The sequence below is a fragment of the Atribacterota bacterium genome (assembly GCA_028703475.1).
Lineage (GTDB): Bacteria > Atribacterota > Phoenicimicrobiia > Phoenicimicrobiales > Stramentimicrobiaceae > JAQVMU01.
Map to the genome: position 1 here is coordinate 1 of JAQVMU010000090.1, position 3,342 is coordinate 3,342.

At 30.6% G+C, this 3,342-nt stretch carries 5 protein-coding genes; 1 reads left to right on the top strand and 4 read right to left on the bottom strand.

Going from position 1 to position 3,342, the window contains the following annotated elements:
- Positions 1 to 92: 92 nt before the first annotated feature.
- The 4 genes from PHQ99_07715 to PHQ99_07730 form a co-directional block, all read right to left on the bottom strand.
- The gene (locus PHQ99_07715; GenBank protein MDD4289456.1) at positions 93 to 959 is read right to left on the bottom strand and encodes a DUF72 domain-containing protein; all 867 of its coding nucleotides are present in this window, start codon (positions 957 to 959) and stop codon (positions 93 to 95) included.
- A 28-nt stretch (positions 960 to 987) separates the two neighbouring features.
- Entirely contained in the window at positions 988 to 1,344 is a 357-nt protein-coding gene (locus tag PHQ99_07720; protein ID MDD4289457.1) for a DUF488 family protein, read from the bottom strand.
- 106 nt (positions 1,345 to 1,450) lie between these two features.
- A complete protein-coding gene (locus PHQ99_07725) occupies positions 1,451 to 1,831 on the bottom strand; it encodes a DUF1801 domain-containing protein (protein MDD4289458.1) in 381 nt (126 codons plus the stop codon).
- Between the two features lie 332 nt (positions 1,832 to 2,163).
- Positions 2,164 to 2,586: a GNAT family N-acetyltransferase gene (locus PHQ99_07730; GenBank protein ID MDD4289459.1), complete on the bottom strand. Its 423-nt coding sequence runs from the start codon at positions 2,584 to 2,586 to the stop codon at positions 2,164 to 2,166.
- A gap of 427 nt (positions 2,587 to 3,013) precedes the next feature.
- Between PHQ99_07730 and PHQ99_07735 the strand changes: the two genes are divergently transcribed.
- Positions 3,014 to 3,342: DMT family protein (locus PHQ99_07735; GenBank protein MDD4289460.1), on the top strand; the 329-nt coding region annotated here is incomplete at its 3' end.

Consider the following 3,342-nt stretch of genomic DNA (forward strand, 5'->3'; position numbering starts at 1 on the left):
ACATTGATTGTCTGCTTAATAGACTGTTGAATACCAGGGTCACCAAAAAATCATGTGTATTATTCTTAAAACAAAGGAGTGCTTTTCAAAGACTATAAGCGACTGACGATACGGGCAATTGTTAATGGGGCAGATCCTTCATAGTGATTATTGACATTAACAAACAGGCGTACTTTTTTAATAATCAAATCTTTCATCATGTCTGCTAACCGATCCAGTTCTTCTTCTTTAGATTCCCATATCTGATTCCAGTTACCTCCGCTTTTCTCTTCGATTGCACTTCTATCACCACCCATAAGTCTAATCACCGAAAAATTTTTAATAAAATCACGATATTTTTTATAAAGACTAAAGATAGTCGGCATATAATACCCTTGTAAAAATACATGACTCAGGTCACTTGATTTTAAAAATGAAAAATATTCTTCATTCAGATAATTGGGATTTCTGATTTCTACAGAATAATTTATTCCGGGTGGGCAGTGGGAAATAAATTTGGAAAAATTTTCCTGAAAAGTCTTTTGATCAGGCATCTTTTTTTTATTCAGATATTCAAACTGAAATATCAATGTAGCAAGATGTTCTTTCATGGGTTCTAACAAATGATAAAAATCATCAAATAGTTCATTTGAAAGAAAAAAAGGATTTTTAATCAATGGTATTTTTTTGTTCTGTGAATAATGATGAGTCAGGGTAATTGAATTAGGAACTTTGACACTAAATTGAAAGTTTTTGGGAACAGAAGAGACATATTTCCCGACAACTTCAGGTTTTGGTAAAACCACCTTGTTTCCGGGAAATAATGACCAGAACCACTGATCGATCTCTACTGTATCATAGTGTCTGGCATATTCTGCCAGATAATTATTGCCAACCTCCTCTGAATATAGAATCCCTTTCCATGAAGCATATTTCCAACTACAGGTCCCTATTCTAACCAGGTGTGGAATTTTCTTCATACTCATACCCCTTAAAATAAATGATTTCTTATCCAGATTCCAATTTCATTAAGTATTGTTTTAAAACCAAAGCATTATTCTTTTCTTTATTCTTGGAACTATACAGCAGTGTCAGCTGCTCTTTCCGGGAATATTCAACTAAATTTTTTAGCATTTCCTGATTTGTCTCCAGCTCCAGTAAATATTTTTCTTTAAAATTTTTCCAGCTTAATTCTCCAGAATGGAAAGATTTTCGCAACTCATCCGATGGAGCAACTTCTTTAAACCACCGGTCAATTTTTGCCAGTTCTTTAGAAATGCCCCGCGGCCAGAGCCTATCAACCAGGATACGATACCCATCTTCGGGAAAAGCTGGTTCATAAACACGTTTTATCTTTATTGGCATTCTGTTGCTCTCCCACTTCGTATTTTGTTATAAATAAAAAATCTATTAACAATATCATACTATATTTTTTAGCCTCTACCAAAATGTATAGCAAGATTAAAATATTCTATATTTTTTTCTTAGACTCTTTCTCTTTGACTTCTTTTACCCGAAATTCTACAATTTTTTTAATTAATTTCAAAGGGATTGGTTTATCAATAGGGAATTGTACCGAACCCTTTGTATATTTGTAGGAAGTCAGATCATTCGCAAATTTTTCAATTCCTGATGGTGTCGGGTAAAAACCAATATGCCCTTTGTAACCTGCAAAATGCACCAGATTCTCATTGAGGAAAAAGGTCGGCATCTGATATTTGATTGTTTCCTTTGCTTCAGGCGCAGCTTCTTTTATTGTAAAGCGTATCTGTTTTAGAATTTCTTGAACTTTAGGTGAAAAATCATTAATATATTCATCAACATCTTTGGGTGAATCCGGAGAATTTTTCATTAAGTACTTTCCTGTTATTTGCTTTTATATTTTGAATAGTATCAAATATTATTTAAAACTAATACCAAATATAAGTCTGTAGAATTTCCAATCTTTGTTACCTGGTCAATTAAAGTTTTAATTATTGTTTCTTTATTGTACAAAATTATTATAACATAACATTCTTTTACTAAAAGATTTACAAAAGGGTATCAAAAAGTATGACAGGTGGTATATTAATTAATTCTTTTATATCTGATTGCCTATAAATAATCTATCAAATAAAAGTATCAATAAATAACTACCTGCTTAATCAGTTAAACCCACCACAGTTTATTTAATTAAAATAAACATTACATTTTCTTTAAATCTAATTCCATAAATCTTGTACCATTAATCGGATTATATGCATATGGCTCAATATCATAAAATCCAAATGAGAGATATAAATCCTGGGCTTGCTTCATTGTGGGGAGTGTATCAAGCCTTATATATTGATAATTTAATTTTATGGCTTCATCAATAATCATCAGAACAAGACTTTTACCAATTCCCAATCCACGATAATTATCACAAACATATAACCGCTTCATTTCACAGGTGTTTTCAGTTAACTTACGTAGCGCCACACATCCTGCTGTTTTGTCATTCACCAATGCCATGATTAAAATACCATCAGGTGGACTGTATTTTCCCGGTAAATTCTTAATTTCGGTTTCGAAGTCCTGAAAAGAAAGATCAGTTTCAAGTGATTGAGCATATTGTAAAAATAACATCTTTATCTCTTTAATTCCATCCTGTCCGGTTATATACTTAAATTCAATCCGGAATTGCTTATTAAGACTTTTGTATTCCACGAATTTCTACTCCCATATCAATTATTGAATTGGTAATTATATATCAGGTTAATTTTTATAATATCCAAAAAAATAACATTAAATTCAATTTCAATTTTATTATAATTCATTTCTTGCTAAATATATTTTCTTTTTATACGGAAAACAATTATTTTATCAGCTAATTTTTAGTACTGGGAAATTATACTGTCTTCTTAATAATCTTATAATTTGGTTATTTAATCTATTGAAAACCTTGTTAGATTACAATATAATTACAATTCGAAACAATAATATTTCTAATTTTAATAATAAATCTATTAAAAAATCTTTTTTGTATTGTATTGACTGATAAAGGAGAAAATAAATGAACCCTGTTATATTAACTGTAATTCTTTTAGTGTGTAGCAACTGCTTTATGCTATTTGCCTGGTATTCTCATTTGAAAGAACTTGGTGATAAAATTTGGATTATTGCTGTGCTTTTCAGCTGGGGCATAGCCTTTTTTGAATACTTATTACAGGTCCCGGCTAATCGAATTGGTTATACTGTTTTCTCTTTTGGTCAATTAAAAATTTTACAAGAAATTATTACCTTGAGTGTCTTTGTACCTTTTTCTATTATTTATTTAAAAGAGCCATTAAAATATGATTATCTTTGGGCAGGATTTTGCTTAATAGGGGCTGCATACTTTGT